General features: G+C 68.8%; 15 protein-coding genes. 3 read left to right on the top strand and 12 right to left on the bottom strand.

Annotated features, from left to right (window positions below):
• Positions 1-35 precede the first annotated feature (35 nt).
• Genes ABZX02_RS19815 through ABZX02_RS19800 form a run of 4 tightly spaced genes read right to left on the bottom strand, consistent with a single transcriptional unit; the run spans position 36 to position 5,508 of the window.
• A complete protein-coding gene (locus tag ABZX02_RS19815; protein WP_355300041.1) occupies positions 36-1,589 on the bottom strand; it encodes a trypsin-like peptidase domain-containing protein in 1,554 nt (517 codons plus the stop codon).
• Between the two features lie 52 nt (positions 1,590-1,641).
• Positions 1,642-2,730: a galactose-1-phosphate uridylyltransferase gene (gene galT, locus ABZX02_RS19810; protein ID WP_355300040.1), complete on the bottom strand. Its 1,089-nt coding sequence runs from the start codon at positions 2,728-2,730 to the stop codon at positions 1,642-1,644.
• Complete coding sequence (locus ABZX02_RS19805) at positions 2,727-3,524, bottom strand: DeoR/GlpR family DNA-binding transcription regulator (RefSeq protein WP_065914902.1); 798 nt, start codon at positions 3,522-3,524, stop codon at positions 2,727-2,729. Before ABZX02_RS19805 ends, galT begins: the two co-directional genes overlap by 4 nt.
• A gap of 1 nt (position 3,525) precedes the next feature.
• The gene (locus ABZX02_RS19800) at positions 3,526-5,508 is read right to left on the bottom strand and encodes a beta-galactosidase (RefSeq protein WP_355300039.1); all 1,983 of its coding nucleotides are present in this window, start codon (positions 5,506-5,508) and stop codon (positions 3,526-3,528) included.
• A gap of 306 nt (positions 5,509-5,814) precedes the next feature.
• Here ABZX02_RS19800 and ABZX02_RS19795 point away from each other — a divergent pair, with 306 nt between their 5' ends.
• Genes ABZX02_RS19795 through ABZX02_RS19785 form a run of 3 tightly spaced genes read left to right on the top strand, consistent with a single transcriptional unit; the run spans position 5,815 to position 8,905 of the window.
• Positions 5,815-7,059, top strand: coding sequence for an ABC transporter substrate-binding protein (locus ABZX02_RS19795; protein ID WP_355300038.1), 1,245 nt, complete (start codon positions 5,815-5,817; stop codon positions 7,057-7,059).
• Positions 7,056-8,012: a sugar ABC transporter permease gene (locus tag ABZX02_RS19790; RefSeq protein WP_355300037.1), complete on the top strand. Its 957-nt coding sequence runs from the start codon at positions 7,056-7,058 to the stop codon at positions 8,010-8,012. The genes ABZX02_RS19795 and ABZX02_RS19790 overlap by 4 nt, the downstream gene beginning before the upstream one ends.
• A complete protein-coding gene (locus ABZX02_RS19785) occupies positions 8,009-8,905 on the top strand; it encodes a carbohydrate ABC transporter permease (protein ID WP_355300036.1) in 897 nt (298 codons plus the stop codon). Before ABZX02_RS19790 ends, ABZX02_RS19785 begins: the two co-directional genes overlap by 4 nt.
• Before the next feature lie 450 nt (positions 8,906-9,355).
• On the opposite strand, the gene lepB is transcribed toward ABZX02_RS19785, so the two are convergent.
• From lepB to ABZX02_RS19745, 8 genes are all read right to left on the bottom strand, one after another.
• Positions 9,356-10,201, bottom strand: a complete 846-nt coding sequence (gene lepB / locus ABZX02_RS19780) for a signal peptidase I (RefSeq protein ID WP_355300035.1) — start codon at positions 10,199-10,201, stop codon at positions 9,356-9,358.
• Between the two features lie 10 nt (positions 10,202-10,211).
• The gene (locus tag ABZX02_RS19775; protein WP_355300257.1) at positions 10,212-11,597 is read right to left on the bottom strand and encodes a HAMP domain-containing sensor histidine kinase; all 1,386 of its coding nucleotides are present in this window, start codon (positions 11,595-11,597) and stop codon (positions 10,212-10,214) included.
• Positions 11,597-12,292, bottom strand: coding sequence for a response regulator transcription factor (locus ABZX02_RS19770; protein WP_355300034.1), 696 nt, complete (start codon positions 12,290-12,292; stop codon positions 11,597-11,599). Before ABZX02_RS19770 ends, ABZX02_RS19775 begins: the two co-directional genes overlap by 1 nt.
• A 235-nt stretch (positions 12,293-12,527) precedes the next feature.
• Positions 12,528-13,139 (bottom strand): trimeric intracellular cation channel family protein, encoded by a 612-nt coding sequence (locus tag ABZX02_RS19765; protein ID WP_355300033.1) that lies wholly within the window; start codon positions 13,137-13,139, stop codon positions 12,528-12,530.
• A gap of 9 nt (positions 13,140-13,148) precedes the next feature.
• On the bottom strand, positions 13,149-14,132 hold the full coding sequence (locus ABZX02_RS19760) for a nucleotidyltransferase domain-containing protein (protein ID WP_355300032.1): 984 nt from the start codon (positions 14,130-14,132) through the stop codon (positions 13,149-13,151).
• A gap of 53 nt (positions 14,133-14,185) precedes the next feature.
• On the bottom strand, positions 14,186-15,343 hold the full coding sequence (locus ABZX02_RS19755; protein WP_355300031.1) for a GNAT family N-acetyltransferase: 1,158 nt from the start codon (positions 15,341-15,343) through the stop codon (positions 14,186-14,188).
• A 10-nt stretch (positions 15,344-15,353) separates the two neighbouring features.
• Positions 15,354-16,169 (bottom strand): 3-hydroxyacyl-CoA dehydrogenase family protein, encoded by an 816-nt coding sequence (locus ABZX02_RS19750; RefSeq protein ID WP_355300030.1) that lies wholly within the window; start codon positions 16,167-16,169, stop codon positions 15,354-15,356.
• Entirely contained in the window at positions 16,166-16,483 is a 318-nt protein-coding gene (locus tag ABZX02_RS19745; protein ID WP_355300029.1) for an EthD family reductase, read from the bottom strand. The genes ABZX02_RS19750 and ABZX02_RS19745 overlap by 4 nt, the downstream gene beginning before the upstream one ends.
• Positions 16,484-16,536: the final 53 nt, after the last annotated feature.

Below are 16,536 nucleotides of genomic sequence, written 5' to 3'. Positions count from 1 at the left end.
GGGCGGCGGATGCCGTGAACCGGTCGTCCCCCGACCTATCCCACCTCGACGCCGTCGAGGGTGGCTTCGACCGTCCTGTTGTCGGACAGCGTGATCGTGACCTTGTCGCCGGGTGCCTTGGAGCGCACCGCGGCCACCAGCGTGTCCGACTCGTCGATCCGGCGGTCAGCGAACTTGGTGATCACGTCGCCGGCCTTGAGCCCGGCCTTCTCCGCGGCCCCGCCGGACGTGATCTCGGAGATGCGCGCGCCCTGCTCGGTCGACTCGACCTTCACGCCGAGCACCGTCTGCTTGGGCTTGCCGGTTTTCACGATCTCGTCGATCGTGCGGCGCGCCTGGTCCATCGGGATCGCGAAGCCGATGCCGACGGAACCGGCCTGGCCCTGTCCCTGGCTCGGGCTGTAGATCGCCGAGTTGATGCCGATGACCTGGCCCTGCATGTTGACGAGCGGTCCGCCCGAGTTGCCGGGGTTGATCGCAGCGTCGGTCTGGATCGCGTTCAGCACGGTGGCCTGCGAGTTGGAGCCCCGGTCACCACCGGCCGAGACCGGGCGGTTCACCGAACTGACGATGCCCGAGGTGACGGTGCCGGACAGCTCGAACGGCGACCCGATCGCGACGACGGCCTGGCCGGTCTTCATGTCACCGGAGTTGCCGAGCTGCACGACCGGCAGGCCGGAGACGCCGTCGGCCTGGATGACGGCGATGTCGGAGCTCGGGTCGCGGCCGAGGATCTTGGCGGACGCCGTCCGGCCGTCCTGGAAGACGACCTTGATGTCTCCACCGGCCGCCGCACCTTCGATGACGTGGTTGTTCGTCACGATCTGGCCGTTGCCGGAGATGATGAACCCGGAGCCCTCGCCGGCACCGGACCGCGTCGTGACCTGGATCTGGACGACGGACGGCAGCAGCTTGTTCGCCACGTCCTCGACCGAGCCCGCCGGGGCGTTGGAGGTCTGCGAGGCCGGACGGGGCGAGTCGAGCGAGCTGACGGACGACGACTCGTTCGCGAAGTTGTAGCCCAGGTAGCCGCCGAGGCCACCGGAGAGGCCGCCCACGATCAGCACGAGGGCGGCGACACCCGCCACGACCTTCCCGCGGCCCCTGGGGCGCGGCGGGCCGGGCTGGGGCTGGTAGCCGGGCGGGAGGTAGTACTGACCCGTCTGCGGACCGGTCTGCGGAGCTCCGAACGGGGCGTGGTGCTGCTCCCCGAACTGACCGGTGTGCGGCCCGGCGGGCTGGTCCGCGCCGAACTGCGCGGTCGTGGCGCCGAGGCCGAGCGGGTGAGGTTGGCCGGACCCTGAGGGAGGAAGCTGCTGGCCGGGTCCGGGCCCGCCGAGCTGCGTCTGGCCCGCGTCAGGTGAGGGCACCTGCGGCTGGGCCGAAGTGAAGGAGGCGGGCACGTCGCCCAGGCCGTGAGGAGCGTGAGATGCCCCAGCCTGGCCGGATCCCCCCTGCAAAGGATCCGGCTGGCCGGGTTCCGGCTGCGACGGGCCCTGCTCCCGCGCCCCGGAGTCTGTCTGACCGGCGCTCGTCGGCGCGGAGTTCTCGTCTTCCGGCTTCGGCGCTGGCTGGTTGCTCTCGGTCATGGACATGAGTCTGTCTGCCCGTCCTGAGAGAACCCTTAAACCAGCCTGGGAGCTAGTTGTGTGTTCCGCGGAGCCGCTCCGCGATCTGCTCGGGCGTCACGTCGTTGATCCAGACAGCCTCGCCGGACTCCGAGCCCGCGAGGTACTTGAGCTTGTCCTTCGTCCGGAGCACGGAGAAGACCTGCAGGTGCAGCCACATCTCCTCACGGCCCTGGTTGACCGGCGCCTGGTGCCACGCGGCGATGTAGGGCAGCGGCCGGTCGTAGAGCGCGTCCAGCCGGTGCAGCACCTTGAGGTAGAGCGACGCGAAGTCGTCACGCTCCACAGAGGACAGAGCGGCGATGTCGGGCACCTGGCGGCGCGGCGCCAGCACGACCTCGACGGGCCAGCGGGCGGCGGCGGGCACGAACGCGACCCAGTGCGGGGACTCCTCGATCACCCGCGCGCCCGCGCGGAGCTCCGCCTCCAGCACGTCGCCGAACAACGGCCGCCCGTGTTCCGCGTGGTAGGCCAGGGCGGCGTTCAGCATGCGCTCGGTGCGCGGCGTCACGAACGGGTAGGCGTAGATCTGGCCGTGCGGGTGCGAAAGCGTCACGCCGATCTCTTCGCCGCGGTTCTCGAACGGGAAGACCTGTTCGACCCCTGGCAACGTTGACAAGAAGGCGACGCGGTCCGCCCACGCGTCCACGACGGTGCGCACGCGGGCCTCGGAGAGCTCGCCGAACGACTTGTTGTGGTCCGAGGTGAAGCACACGACCTCGCAGCGCCCACGTCCCGGCGCGCGCACGAACAGCTCCTCCGCGTCCACAGTGGACGGCACGTCCGACACGTTCTGCGCCAGCGACGGGAACCTGTTCTCGAACACGACGACGTCGTAGTCGGACTCGGGGATCTCCGTGGGCCTGCCGGGCGTCGACGGGCACAACGGGCAGAGGTCGGCCGGCGGCTTGTAGGTGCGTGTCTGGCGGTGGGCCGCCATGGCGACCCACTCGCGGGTCAACGGGTCCAGCCGGACTTCGGACATCGGCTGGGTCTCCGGGAGGTCCCGGCTGTCCACCGCGACTCTCGGTGGCGCCTCAGCGCTGTCGTCGAAGTAGATGATCTCCCGGCCGTCCGCCAGTTTTCCCGCGGTACGCCTCACGCCAACTCCTCGCCACTTCCCGGTACATGAGCCAACACCAACTCGCCGACCTGCTCGGAGAGGATGGCCCGCGCGTCGTCGGGCAAACCCTCGTCCGTCACCAGGACGTGCGCCTCGTCGAGGTCCGCGATCGTGGAAATGCCGACCGTGCCCCACTTCTCGTGGTCCGCGACCACGACGACGCGACCGGCGGCGTCGACGAGCGCGCGGTCCGTCTCGCTCTCGTTGAGGTTCGGGGTCGTGAACCCGGAGCGCTCGGCCATGCCGTGCACGCCCAGGAACACCACGTCGAGGTGCAGCGACCGCAGCGCCTGCACGGCCACCGGACCCACCAGGGCGTCGGACGGCGTGCGCACGCCACCGGTCAGCACGACCGTGCGGTCCGTGCGGCCGCTCTGCTGCAGCACGTCGGCGACGCGGATGGAGTTCGTCACGACGGTCAGGTCCGGGATGTCGTCGAGGAACCGCGCGAGCGTCCACGTCGTGGTGCCGGCGGACAGCCCGATGGCGGTGCCGGGACGCACGAGGCCCGCGGCGGCCGCCGCGATCGCCTCCTTCTCCGGCAGCTGCCGGACGGACTTGGCCTCGAAGCCCGGCTCGTCGGTCGAGCGCCCGACGACGGACGTCGCGCCGCCGTAGACCTTCTCCACCAGGCCGCGCGCGGCGAGCACGTCGAGATCGCGGCGCACGGTCATGTCCGAGACGCCGAGCCGCACGACGAGGTCGCTGACGCGCACCGCTCCCGTGCGACGGACCTCTTCGATGATTACGGCTTGCCGCTGACGTGCCAGCACCTCACACCTCTTCCCTGAGGACGACTACGTCCCCGGCTCGCACGGTGAGGCGTCCGGAGACCTGCTCGCCGGACAACACGTCGACACCGGACGCCTCGATCTCCGCGTCGGTGCCGGTGTGGTTCACGGCGAAGAGAAACGATACGTCTCCCCTGCGCCGCACAAGCTCGATCGGCGAAGGCGACACCGCGACGCCCGCACCGGAAAGCGCGTTTTCCACCGTTCGGCTCAGACCGTCGCCGTCGAGGTCGCACGCCACGTACCACGCGACACCGTTGCCGAACGCGTTGCGCGTCACCGCCGCGACCCCGGGCAACGGCCCATCGGCATAGGTGACAACGACGTCAGCGGTGCGCGCGTGCAGGTGCTCCGTCCACAACGAGGCGGTCGAGCCGTCGCTCAGCGAGACCGTCTCGTTCTCCCGGAGCGGGTGGAACTCCTCCGACCAGAGGCCGAGCACGTCGCGGAACGCGCCGGGGTAACCGCCGAGTCGCACTCGCGTGTACTGGTCGGCGACGCCGGACAGGTACGAGACGACTACGTGCCCGCCGCCCGCGACGTAATCCGCGACGACGGCGGCGTGCGCGTCGGACACCGCGTAGAACGCCGGCACGACGACCAGCGAGTACTTCGAGAGGTTCGTGCCCGGCGCGACGAAGTCGACCGTGACACCGGCCTGCCACAGGGCCTTGTAGTACCCCAGGACGTGCTGCCAGTAGTCGAAGTCGTTGGTCGGGTGGGCGTCCTGCCGCAGCGCCCAGCCGGACTGGAAGTCGAACAGCACCGCGACGGAGGCGTCCACAGTGGAGCCCACGACGTCCGCCAGCTTCGCGTACTCGGCGCCGACCTCGCAGACCTCGCGGTAGACCTTCGTCTCCGTGCCGGCGTGCGGCACCATCGCCGAGTGGTAGCGCTCGCTGCCGCCGCGCGACTGCCGCCACTGGAAGAACAGCGTGCCGTCGGCGCCGCGCGCGATGTTCTGGAACGAGTGCCGCCGCTGCTCGCCCGGCAGCTTGGCGATGTTGCGCCGCTGCCAGTTCACCGCGGACGTCGAGTTCTCCATGAGCAGCCACGGCTTGCCGCCCGCGAGACCGCGCACGAGGTCGGCGGACATGGCGAGCTCGACGTGCCGGTCCGGCGACTGCGACTCGGTGTAGTGGTCGTTCGAGACGAAGTCGACCTCGCGGGCCCACTTCCAGTAGTCGAGGTCCGCGAAGGTCCAGTTGACCATGAAGTTCGTGGTGATCGGCACGTCGGGCGTGATCATGCGCAGCACGTCGCGCTCGGCCTTGTAGAGCTCGAGGATCGCGTCGTCGGAGAACCGGTCGTAGTCGAGCACGTGCGCCGGGTTCTGGAACGTCGGCGTCACCCGCGGCGGCAGGACCTGCGCGAAGTCGGTGTAGCCCTGGCTCCAGAACGCCGTCGACCACGCGTCGTTGAGCTGGTCGAGCGTGTACCGGGCGGCGAGCCACTCGCGGAACGAGGCCGCGCACGTGTCGCAGTAGCAGCGCTTCACGTGGCACGCGTACTCGTTGCCGACGTGCCACGCGGCGAGCGCGGGGTGGTCGCGGTAGTGCGAGGCCATCTCGGCGGCGAGCGCCGTGGCGCGGTCGCGGTAGATGGGCGACGACGGGCAGTACGCCTGCCGTGAGCCGTGCGAGAGCCGCACGCCGTCGGCGCGCACGGGCAGCATCTCGGGGTACTCGGTGGTGAGCCACGGCGGAGGGGCCGCGGTGGCCGTGGCGAGGTCGACGCGGATGCCGCCTTCGTGCAGCAGGTCCATCACGCGGTCGAGCCAGTCGAACCGGTACTCGCCCTTGCTGACCTCGATCTTCGCCCAGCTGAAGATGCCCAGGCTGACCATGGTGACGCCGGCCCGCCGCATGAGCTCGACGTCCTCGGCCCAGACGTGTTCTGGCCACTGCTCGGGGTTGTAGTCAGCCCCCCAGCCGAGCCCTGGCAGGTCCGTTGGCCATGTCGTCACGGGCGCAAGCGTGGCCGACAACAACCCCCAACGTCAACACAAGCAAACACAAGTTCGCGTTCGGGTCTGTTCGGACGCGAACCGGGAAAAGTACCGGGAAACATCCACTACCGCGCTGTGCACTGGTTTAACAGCTCCGTAACGGGACTTGACAGGATGTGTGCCTGGGACCACATTGTGCGCAACTTTGTTTGAGTCCTGTTCGGTTCGCACGAGCGAGTGTCACCCGTAGGAGCGATGATGGTTCTGCACACGCCTGGTTCCACTCCGTTACCGCAGCTCGGTCGGCGAACGATGTTGCGGGTCATGCTGGCCGGGGCCGGCGTCGCCGCGACCAGCGGACTTCTCTCGGCCTGTGGTGGCGGTTCGGGCTCCGGCGGCGACTCGAAGGTCGTCACCTTCGGCAACAACCTGTCCGACCAGGTGCCGAAGGACGCGATCACCGGCGCGATCAAGGCGTTCGAGAGCCAGTCGGGCGGCCTGTCCGTCACGATCAACACGAAGCAGCACGAGCAGTACCAGGAGCAGATCAACAACTACCTGCAGGGCAAGCCGGACGACGTGCTCGCGTGGTTCGCCGGCTACCGCATGCGGTTCTTCGCCGACCAGGGCCTCACCGGCGACCTCAGCGAACTCTGGAGCAAGGTCGGCGGCAACTACTCCGACGCCCTCAAGCAGGCTTCCACGGGTACGGACGGCAAGCAGTACTTCGTGCCGTTCACGCAGTACGCGTGGGGCATGTTCTACCGCAAGAGCGTCTGGCAGGAGCGCGGCTACGAGGTGCCGAAGACGCTCGACGAGCTGGTGGCGCTCGCGACGAAGATGAAGTCCGACGGCCTGATCCCGATCGCCTTCGCGCAGAAGCAGGGCTGGCCCGGCATGGGCACGTTCGACCAGCTCAACTTCCGCACCAACGGCTACCAGTTCCACGTCGACCTGCTGGCCGGCAAGGAGGACTGGCAGGACAAGCGGGTCAAGGACGTGTTCGACACCTGGAAGCGGCTGCTGCCGTTCCACCAGGAGAACGCGCTGGGCCGCGAGTGGCAGGAAGCCGCGCAGACGTTGCAGCAGAAGAAGTCCGGCATGTACCTGCTCGGCGCGTTCGTCGGCCAGCAGTTCCCGGACGCCGACAAGGCGGACCTCGACTTCTTCCCGTTCCCGGAGATCAACCCGGAGCACGGCACCGACACGGTCGAGGCGCCGATCGACGGCTACATGATGGCGAAGAAGCCGTCCAATTCGGACGGTGGCATGAAGCTGCTTGAGTACCTGTCCTCGGCCGAGCCGCAGCTCGCCTATCTGAAGGCCGACCCGACCGCGGTCGCGACCAACCAGAAGGCCGACCAGAGCTCGTACAGCCCGCTGCAGAAGAAGGTGGCGGACACCATCAAGAACGCCAAGCACATCACGCAGTTCCTCGACCGCGACACCGACCCGGGCTTCGCGAGCGAGGCGGCCACCAACGGCCTCATCGCGTTCATCAAGGACCCGAACTCCGTCGACTCCGTGCTCAAGGGCATGGCCGACCAGGCGAAGAACATCTTCAAGTGACCGCACTGCAGGAGAAGCCGAAGGCGGTGGCCCCTTCCGGGCCGCCGCCTCGTCGGCGTGGAAAGCGTGCCACGGCCCTCGCCGGCGCGGACAAACTGGTGCTGGCGCTCATGCTCGGCATCCCCACGATCGTGCACCTGCTGTTCGTGTGGATCCCGACGCTGGGCTCGGTCGCGTTGTCGTTCAGCAGGTGGAACGGCATCGGCGGCTTCGAGGACATCGAGTGGATCGGTGTCGGGAACTACGTCGAGATCTTCACCGAGTACCCGCGCTTCTGGCCGGCGGTGCAGCACAACCTGATCTGGCTGGTGTTCCTGCTGGTCGTGCCGACGACGGTCGGCCTCCTGCTGGCCGTGCTGCTCGACCGCGAACTGCGGTTCAGCCGCGTCTACCAGAGCGCGCTGTACCTGCCGATGGTGCTGTCGCTCGCGTTGGTCGGGTTCATCTGGCAGCTGATCTACACGCCGGACGGCGGCCTGCTGAACTCGTTGCTGGGCCTCGGCGACGACCCGATCGACTTCATCGGCGACTCGGACATCAACCTCTACGCGGTGCTGGTCGCGGCCGCGTGGCGGCACACCGGGTACATCATGCTGCTGTACTTGGCGGGCCTGAAGTCCGTCGACCCGGCCCTGAAGGAAGCGGCGGCGCTGGACGGGGCCTCGGCCTCGCAGACGTTCTTCCGCGTGACGTTCCCGGTGATGAAGCCGGTCAACATCGTCGTGCTCGTGGTGACCGTGATCGAGGCGCTGCGCGCGTTCGACATCGTGTACGTCATCAACAAGGGCCGCAACGGGTTGGAACTGCTGTCGGTGCTGGTGACCGACAACATCATCGGCGAGGCCTCGCGCATCGGCCGCGGCTCCGCGGTCGCCGTGGTGCTGCTGACGATCTCGCTCGGCTTCATCATCACGTACCTGTACCAGGTGTTCAGCAAGGAGAACCGGGCATGACGGCCACCTTGGAACGCCCCGTCGCCGCTCGTCGGCGGTCCGTGACACCTGCTCGAATCGCGTTGCACGTGTTCCTGGTGCTGACGTGCCTGATGACGTTGGCACCCTTGCTGTGGGCGGTCTACGCGTCGTTGCGGACGTACGACGACACGTCGGTCAACGGGTACTTCTCCGTGGCGAAGTCGTTGACGTTCGAGAACTTCGCGAAGGCGTGGGAGATCGGGGACCTGCCGCACTTCTACTGGAACACGTTCCTGATCACGGTGCCGGCGTTGATCCTGACGCTGGTGCTGAGCTCGATGGTCGCGTTCGGGGTGTCGCGGTTCAGCTTCAAGTTCAACATCGCGTTGCTGATGCTGTTCACGGCCGGCAACCTGTTGCCGCAGCAGGTGATCGTGACGCCGTTGTGGCGGTTGTACCGGTTGATCGTCGTGCCGGAGTGGATCTCCGAGAGCGGGTCGTTGATCGACTCGCAGCTCGGGGTGATCCTGATCCACATCGCGTTTCAGATGGGGTTCTGCACTTTTGTGCTGTCCAACTACATGAAGACGATTCCGTACGAGTTGACTGAGGCTGCTCGGGTGGATGGGGCTTCTGTTTTTCGGCAGTACTGGCAGTTGACGTTGCCGTTGTGCCGGCCGGTGTTGGCTGCTTTGGCCACGCTCGAGTTCACTTGGATTTACAACGACTTCCTTTGGGCGTTGGTGTTGATCCAGGATGGGGACAAGATGCCGGTGACGTCTGCTTTGCAGAATCTGAAGGGGACGTTCTTCACGGACAACAACCTGGTGGCGGCTGGGTCGTTGCTGGTCGCGCTGCCTACCCTCGTTGTGTTCTTCGTGTTGCAGCGGCAGTTCGTGGGTGGGTTGACGTTGGGGTCTACCAAGGGATGACCCCTGCCTGACTGGCTCATGATCGCGTTTGCGTCGTGGTTGCGCAGGCCGTCACGAGCCGGGTCATTTCATCGCCGCTGCGCGACGATAGCGATTGGGGCTTGACTTCGGGGCCCTTGCGAGACGCTGGTCGGCCTTTCAAAAGCCGGGCTGAAAAGAGCCCGGCCGATCCGTGCGAGGGTAGCGTCTCGCACCCAAAGTCAAGCCCCAATCGCCAATCGTGCGTGGTTGCGTTGAGAGGGCACGTCACCGTTACCGCTGACGAGGGCGGCAGAGGTTCCTACGCCTCGGCTTCGCCATTGCGTTGGAGCGGAAGGTGGCTCGGCTTCGCCGTCGCCCCGCTTGCCTTGCCACCCCAGCGCCCGCCTGCCCCAGCCCCCGGCCTAGGCCCCACGAACGCGAAAAGGGGCGAGAGCCCACGGCTCTCGCCCCTCCCGGAACCTGCTGCGGCTACTTCCCGCCCGTCTGCGGGTTGTAGTCCGAGATCGTCCCCCACCTGCCCACCGGGATCACGATCACGCGCGCCTTGCCCACCACGTTCTCGACCGGGATCGCGCCGTCCGCCGGGGTCGGGTCGCCGTGCTTGCGCGAGTCCGACGAGTTGTTGCGGTTGTCGCCCATCACCCACAGCTTGCCCGCGGGGACGGTGACCTTCTCGAACGAGTCCTGCTGGCGGGGGCCGCCGCCGAAGTTCAGGTACGGCTCGTCCAGCGGCTTGCCGTCGACCATGACGCGGCCCTGCTCGTCGCAGCACTCGACGGTCTGGCCGCCCACGGCGATGACGCGCTTGATGAAGTCCGTGCCGCTCGGCTCGGAGAGGTTCACCATCGAACCCAGGTCCTGGAGGGTGCCGACCACGAAGTTCGGGGGCTCCTTGCCGCCGGTCCAGTTCGGCGGGCCGCGGAAGACGATCACGTCGCCCGGGCGGGGGTCGTTGAAGAGGTACGTGATCTTCTCGACCAGCACCTTGTCGTTCACGCAGCCCGTGCAGCCGTGGAGGGTCGTCTCCATGGAGGCGGACGGGATGACGAAGACGCGCGCGACGAACGTCTGGATGACGACGGTCAGCAGCAGCGCGACACTGAAGATGACCAGCAGTTCCTTCCAGAACGGCTGCTTCTTCTTCGTCCTCTTCTTGGAGAATCTCGGCGCCGAGTCCTCGTCGTAGGACGACGAGCGGGACGAAGACCGCGAACCGGACGTCGAGAAGCGCGTCGTGGGTTCGGCGGGGCCGTCTCCTGAGGGAGGCGTCGTCTCCCAGGTCGACGAAGAATCGTCGTTCACGCGATGACTCACACGCCCCACCTTACGGACGTCCGGGTAGGCGCAACGTGAACAGGGCGCCGCCCTCGGGGGCTCTGCCCGCCGTGGCCGTGCCACCGTGCCGTTGCGCCACCTGTTTGACGATGGCGAGCCCGAGGCCCGAACCCGGCAGGGTCCTCGCCTCGGTCGAACGGTAGAAACGCTCGAAAACGTGAGGTAGATCGGCGTCCGCGATGCCGGGGCCCGCGTCCGCCACCTCCACCACGGCGCTGCCGTCGCCGACCTGGCGGAGGTTCAGCCGCACCGCCGAGCCGGACGGGCTGAACTTCACCGCGTTGTCGAGGAGGTTCAGCACGGCGCGCTCCAGGGCGCTCGAATCACCCAGAAGTGTCCACGGTTGCAGCTGCACGTCGAACGTCACGGCGTTCGAGGCGCGGCGGCGCGCGCGGTCCAGGGACCGTTCCACCACCTCGACGAGGTCCACCGGCTCGTGGATGACCTGCGGGGCGTCCTCGCGGGCCAGTTCGACCAGGTCACCGATGAGCGTCGTGAGCTCGTCGAGCTGGCCGCGCACGTCGGCCTGGATCTCCGTCTTGTCCTCCTGCGACAGGGTCGGGGAGTCCGGGCGTTCCGAGGCGAGCAGCAGCTCCAGGTTGGTGCGCATGGACGTCAACGGGGTGCGCAGCTCGTGGCCCGCGTCGGCGACCAGGCGGCGTTGGCGTTCCTGCGACTCGGCCACGGCGCCGAGCATCGCGTTGAAGCTGTGGGTGAGGCGGGCCAGCTCGTCGTCGCCCGACACCGGGATCGGGGTCAGGTCGCCCGTGTTCGCGACGCGTTCGGTCGCCTCGGTGAGCCGCTGGACCGGCCTCAGGCTCGTGCGGGCCACGGCCGTGCCCGCGATGGCCGCGAGCAGCACGCCGGCGCCGCCGATCAGCAGCAGCACGACGCTGAGCTTCGCCAATGTGGTCCGCTGCGGCACCATCGACTGGGCGATGATGATCGCCTGGCCGGGCTGGTACGGGACCGCGATGACGCGCGTCTCGGTCTTGTGGTCGGTCCAGATGAACTCGGGCCGGTCGCCGTCCGCGACGTCCCAGGCCTCCTGGACGGTCGGCGGCGGGTCGGAGTCCCTCGGGTAGCTGAGCTTGCCCGAGTCCGACAGCAGCACGCCCATCTTCACGTCGCCGGCCGCGAGGAACGCGGCCGGGTAGTTGGTGACCTCGTTCGGGTCGGTGACCTTCTTGCCGTTCGCCACCGTGGCGGCGCGCTGGCGCAGACCGTCGTCCAACGCGTCGTAGGTGCTCTTGCGCACCACCATGTACGCGCCGAGAGACACCAACGCGACCGCTCCGGCGACGCAGAACGCCGCGAGCCAGGTGACCCGAGCCCGCAGCGACGCCCGTTGCAGGCGCCCCTGGGGTTCGACGATCACGGAGGCGTCTCCCGCAGGACGTAGCCCACCCCGCGCACCGTGTGGATCAGCCTCGGCTCGCCCTCCAGCTCCGTCTTGCGGCGCAGGTACCCCACGTAGACCTCGAGAGCGTTGCCCGAGGTCGGGAAGTCGTATCCCCACACGTCCTCCAGGATGCGGCTGCGGGTGAGCACCTGGCGCGGGTGCGCCAGCAGGAGCTCGAGCAGCGCGAACTCGGTGCGGGTGAGGCTGATCGACCGCTCGCCGCGGCGGACGTCGCGGGTCGACGGGTCCAGCTCCAGGTCGGCGAACTTCAGCGTGGCGGCGGACTGCTGGGCGACGTCGTCGTCGTGGGCGGCCCTGCGCAGCAACGCGCGCAGGCGAGCCAGCAGCTCCTCCAGCGCGAACGGCTTGGGCAGGTAGTCGTCGGCGCCGGCGTCCAGCCCGGACACCCGGTCGCTCACGGCGTCGCGCGCGGTCAGCACGAGGATGGGCAGGTCGTCACCGGTGCTGCGCAGCCTGCGGCACACCTCGAGGCCGTCGAGGCGGGGCATCATCACGTCGAGCACCATCGCGTCCGGCCTGGCGGCGGTCACCGACTCCAGGGCCTGCATGCCGTCTCCGGCAGTCTCGACCTGGTAGCCGTTGAACTGGAGCGAGCGGCGGAGTGACTCCCGGACCGCTCGATCGTCATCGACAACGAGGATGCGCATGAGGGCAGTCTTGCCGAGGGATCTGAGAAGTGCCTGAGAAGGGCCCTAACTGCAGGTGTGAGTTCGGCGTTAGGGCCTGTGTCGGAGTCCGGGGTCGATGAGAGTCGCGCCTGAGGTGGTTCCTGGCGGTGCGGCCGGACGGGCCGCGTACCGGTGTTGTACTTGGGTCGTCCGGCCGTGCCGTCAGAGGCCGCCTCAGGCCCGGCTATCGCGGACCTGGGCTCCGATACAGGCCCTAGCCTTCGAGGCCCCTTGCGACCGGTGCGTTCCACTTCCGCCAGAGCGCGATCAGCCGGATGGTGATGATCAACGCCGCACCGGTCAGCGCGACCAGGCCTTTCGGGAAACCGACCCCTTCACTCACCGCCACGACGACCGCACCGCACAGTGCGGCCACGGCGTAGATCTCTCTCCTCAGGACCAGAGGGATCTCACGGAGAAGAAGATCGCGGAGTGCCCCACCGCCGATACCTGTCGTCATGCCGATGAGGCACGCGGCGTACGGGGTGGCGCCGAGGGCCAACGCCGTGGACGTGCCGGACGTGACGAACAGGCCCAGCCCCACGGCGTCGAGCAGCAGCACGGACCGGCGCAGCTTCGCGACCTGCGGGTGGAACCAGAAGACGATCAGGCCCGTACCGCCCGCGACCAGCAGGTACGGCCAGTTCCGCAGGCTCGTCGGCGGGTGCACGCCGAGCAGCACGTCGCGGATGATGCCGCCGCCCAGGGCCGTGGTGAGCGCCAGGATGATCACGCCGAACACGTCGAGGCGCGCGCGGACCGCGGCCACCGCCCCGGAGGCGGCGAAGACCGCGATACCGATCAACTCCAGGACGACGAGCAGCACGGACGGAGGTTAGCGAGACTGCGCTGTCCTGCGGTAACCGGCGTCCAGCCGCCCTCCGGCCGACTCCAGCACGGTCTCCACGGCGGCGACGAACCGCTCCGAGCCGTCGCCTCGCACCATCTCGCGGTAGGAGTCCACGATCTCGTGCTCCCCCGCGTCCCGTAGGCGCCGCACGAGCCACTTGCCGTGTCCGAGCCAACGGTTGCGCACGACCAGTGCGAGTTCTCCGGCGCAGGTCAGCAATCGGGCCGCAACGAACAGACGCTCGTCCTCGTCCCGTGTGCCGATCAGGTCTTCAAGCAGGTCGGTGGTGCCATAACGGCGGTCTTCGAGCTCGGTGACGGTTGCGAGTGGAGGGCCGGCCTCGAGCAGAGCGCGCGCCTCGGTGCGCATGCGTTGCCCTGTGCCGTCGGCGTCGAGCATGAGGAACCCCTCGGCGCACATGTGCAGCAACGGCGGCCGCCTGCCCTCGGTGTCCCGGGCGACGAAGTCCTGGAACGACTCGACCGTGTGGCAGAACAGCTCGACCGGCCAGCCGCGGTGCCGCAGCGTCTCGCGGAACGCGCCGGGCAGGTCGTTGACGATCACGACCATGTCCAGGTCGGAGTTCGCCGTGTACGTCCCCGCCGCCACGCTGCCGCCGAGGAACGCCGCCCGCGCGAGCGGGTACCGGGTGTCGAGCAGGTCCCGCGCGACGTGGACCGGGTCCTTGTCCCAGTCCAGCGGGTGGCCGGTGATGTAGTAGTCCTCGTCGGGGTTCAGCGGCCCGAGGACGTGTTCGACGCACGGCCGGATCGCGGGGACGACCTCGTTCAGGTCGACGAGCCACGGGTTGTCCTCGGCGTCGAAGAACGGTCTGATCGTCAGGAACTCGGTCCGCGAGATCTCCCGCACGCTCACCGGTGGCCCGCTGAGCCTCTTGGCATAGCCGGTCAGGCGCCAGCCCATGTTGTCGCCGTAGGCGTGCCTGACCTCGTCCTCGTGCCCCGCCACCCGGCCATTGTGACCGAAGTGGACGTGGGAACCCTGTTATGGAACGCCGTTCGTCAGAAGAAGTCGGCCAGCCGGGGCGTGCCCGGAGAGGCGACGAGCTGGTCGAGCAGCACGGCGTCGGCCGGGTCGCCCTCCAGCACACCACCGCGCCGCAGCACGTGCGTGCTGTGCGCGCCGGAGAACCACGGCCCCAACGCCCGCGCGTGCATCCGCACGGCACCGGTGCCGCCGGGTTCGACACGTACCGCGCCGTCCTCCACGACGATCCGCTGGAGACCCGCGTGCCACGGCGCGTGCTCGTCGACGACCTCCAGGTCCACCACGGCGTCGGCGAGCCTCGGCCACCCCCGCGCGGACACGGCGGCGGGCAGGTCGACGACGCGCTGCATCCACGTCGAGGTCCGGACGGAGTAGCGCAACGGCGTGCCGCCCAGCAAGTTCACCGTCGTCGGATCGGTGATCCGCAGGTCTACCGCGTCGAGCAGGCCCGCCCACGACGCCAGCGACGCCAGCAGGGTGAGCTGGGCGTCGACGTCGACACCGATGAGGTCCTGGACCTTGAGACGCCCCAGGCCCTCGCCGGGCTCGCGGGTGGCGGTGAGGTAGCCACGCAGGCCATGAGGGCCGGGCAGCACGGTCACGACGTCGAGCTCGAGCACCTTGTCGAGCTCGATCCGGGGCGGGCGGCGGTCGGCCATGCCGTCGACCGTGCGCGCCACCTCCAGGTAGCACTCGTGCAGCGCGGGCAGGTCGCTCTTCTCCACCGGCCGCGAGTCGATCCGCTCGGACGGCCTGGGCACCGACAGCAGCCGGTCCATCGGCAGCTCGACCCACTCGAAGACGCCGGCCTTCTCCCAGCCTCGCCGCCGGTACAGCGTCGGCACGGTCGGGTAGAGCGCCGAGATCGGCTGCCCGTGCTCCCGCATGGTGTGCAGAGACGCGTCGAGCAACGCGTTGGCGATCCCGCGACCCCGGTAGGACCCGTCCACGGCGACACCGCCGATCCCGCCCATGGGAACCGCGGCGCCGCCGTAGAACTGGGCGAACGAGCCGATGGTCAGCACACCCGCGACCCGGCCGTCGATCTCGGCGAGGAGCCCGTGCGATCCGGCCTTGAGCAACGGCCCGTCCGGCGGTGATCCGTTGAACGCGACCTTGCGGAGCCGGAACACGTCGTCGCGGTCGTCCTCGGTGAACTCACGGATGCGCACGAACGCCTGTCTACCAGGTGAAGAAGCCCTGGCCCGACTTCTTCCCGAGCTCGCCGCGCGCGACCTTGTCCCGCAGCAGCCGGGGCGGCTCGAACCGCGGCCCCAGCTCGCCCGCGAGGTGCTCGGCGATGGCCAGCCGGACGTCGAGCCCGACCAGGTCGGTGAGCTCCAGCGGCCCCATCGGCCAGCGGTACCCGAGCTTCATGCCGGTGTCGATGTCCGCGGCGGAGGCGACGCCCTCCTCGACCATCCGGATCGCCTCCATGCCCACGGCGACGCCCAGGCGTGAGGTCGCGAAGCCCGGCGAGTCGCGCACCTCGATGACGGTCTTGCCCATCTGCTCGGACCAGGCGCGCGCCTTGGCCACGTTCGCGGGGTCGACGCCCTCGTGGTGCACGAGCTCGACGAGCTGCTGCACCGGCACGGGGTTGAAGAAGTGCATGCCCAGCACCCGTTCGCCGGGCAGCCCCGCGGCGATCTCGGCGATGGACAGCGAGGACGTGTTCGACGCGAGCACCGCGTTCGGGCACCTCTCGGCGGCGAAGCCGAGCACCTTCTGCTTCAGCGGCACGTTCTCCGGCACCGCCTCGACGACCAGTTCGGCGTCCTCGGGCAGGTCACCGGTGCTCAGCCGGGCGAACACCGCGTCGGCGTCGGCGAGCTTGCCCTTCTCCTGCGCCTTGGCGAGCGACCGCCTGATCGCGTCCCTGCCCTGCTCGGCGCGGTCGGCGTCGGCCTCCGACAACGTGACGTCGTGGCCGCTCGCGAGGAGCACGTGCGCGATGCCCGCGCCCATCGTGCCGCCGCCGATGACGACGGCCTTCACGCGACGACCTCGGCGCTGAACATCGCGACGAGCTCCATCCCACCGATCTCGGCGAGGTTCGCGCCGGAGGTGGCCCACTCGGGCGACTGGAGGGCGGCCCGGAACGACTCCTCCGACTCGAAGTACATCTCCGCCACCATGTGCGGCTCGGTCTCCCCCAGGAACCCGGCCAGGAACACCCGCTGCACCTTGGCGACCTCCGCGCGGACCAGGCCGGGAACCGAGTTCACGATCGGCAGGTGCGACTCGAAGTACTGCTGGTCGAAGCCCTCGGGGTCGGCGGGCTTCCGGTACAGAGCGACGTACTTGATCATGTGACGCCATCCTCCTCGACTCGCCGAGCACTGTAACGCCCGGAGCACCCCGG

Source organism: Lentzea sp. NPDC003310 (genome assembly GCF_040610935.1).
Taxonomy (GTDB): domain Bacteria; phylum Actinomycetota; class Actinomycetes; order Mycobacteriales; family Pseudonocardiaceae; genus Lentzea.
The sequence above is the reverse complement of the archived record's forward strand: the minus strand, read 5'-3'. Positions and strand labels throughout refer to the sequence as shown.

Excerpts from the sequence above, each read along its gene's own strand:
- ABZX02_RS19815 (WP_355300041.1), bottom strand. The coding sequence starts at position 1,589 with ATGACCGAGAGCAACCAGCCAGCGCCGAAGCCGGAAGACGAGAACTCC.
- ABZX02_RS19795 (WP_355300038.1), top strand. The coding sequence starts at position 5,815 with ATGCTGGCCGGGGCCGGCGTCGCCGCGACCAGCGGACTTCTCTCGGCC.
- ABZX02_RS19785 (WP_355300036.1), top strand. The coding sequence starts at position 8,009 with ATGACGGCCACCTTGGAACGCCCCGTCGCCGCTCGTCGGCGGTCCGTG.
- ABZX02_RS19770 (WP_355300034.1), bottom strand. The coding sequence starts at position 12,292 with ATGCGCATCCTCGTTGTCGATGACGATCGAGCGGTCCGGGAGTCACTC.
- ABZX02_RS19745 (WP_355300029.1), bottom strand. The coding sequence starts at position 16,483 with ATGATCAAGTACGTCGCTCTGTACCGGAAGCCCGCCGACCCCGAGGGC.